Below are 606 nucleotides of genomic sequence, written 5' to 3'. Positions count from 1 at the left end.
CCGAACACAGTCCTTAGCATGTCAAAGCTGTTGTTTTCAATCAGGATATACATCCCCAATCCTAAATAAACAACGGCAATAAACCATCTGCTATATTTTTCCAAAGTTTCTCCAACAGAAGGGACTTGTGCCAATTTTTGGGCAGAAAAAACCAGGAGATAAATCATGACTAGAAAGGTAAGTAAAGCCACTATCAAATTCGCTAAATTTAAGGTAATAAAATATGGGACAAAAACACCAATATTGTCAGCACCACAACTTGCAAAAGTAATCATAGCGACTAGAAAAATCAGGTTTTTATCATCTTTGCGCAAACCATCTTTTGCAATAGCTTCTCCATCAGAATCTCCTAAAAGCAAAACTTTGAGTCCTAGGAAAATTGGAATCAAACCGAGCAAACCTAAAATCTCTTTACTAGGAATATAATTTAAGACAAATGCAAAAAGTAAACTTAGCAATATTAGACTAACAGAGCCTAGAAATTGTCCTAAATAGATGTTAATGATGTCTTTCTGCTTTTTCTTTTGGCAAAAAATAACATTAGGATAATAAGTAAGTCTACGGCTGTCCCAGAATACAGGATTATTGAAGTAACAACATTTTGAA

General features: G+C 34.0%; 1 protein-coding gene. It reads right to left on the bottom strand.

What is annotated here, in order from left to right; genetic code table 11:
- Positions 1 to 606 (bottom strand): CadD family cadmium resistance transporter (locus tag HMPREF9423_RS11730; RefSeq protein WP_006149575.1); only part of this gene is annotated, 606 nt, incomplete at both ends.

The organism is Streptococcus infantis ATCC 700779 (assembly GCF_000187465.1).
GTDB classification, from domain to species: Bacteria; Bacillota; Bacilli; order Lactobacillales; family Streptococcaceae; genus Streptococcus; species Streptococcus infantis.
This window is presented reverse-complemented; position numbering and strand designations above follow the sequence as displayed.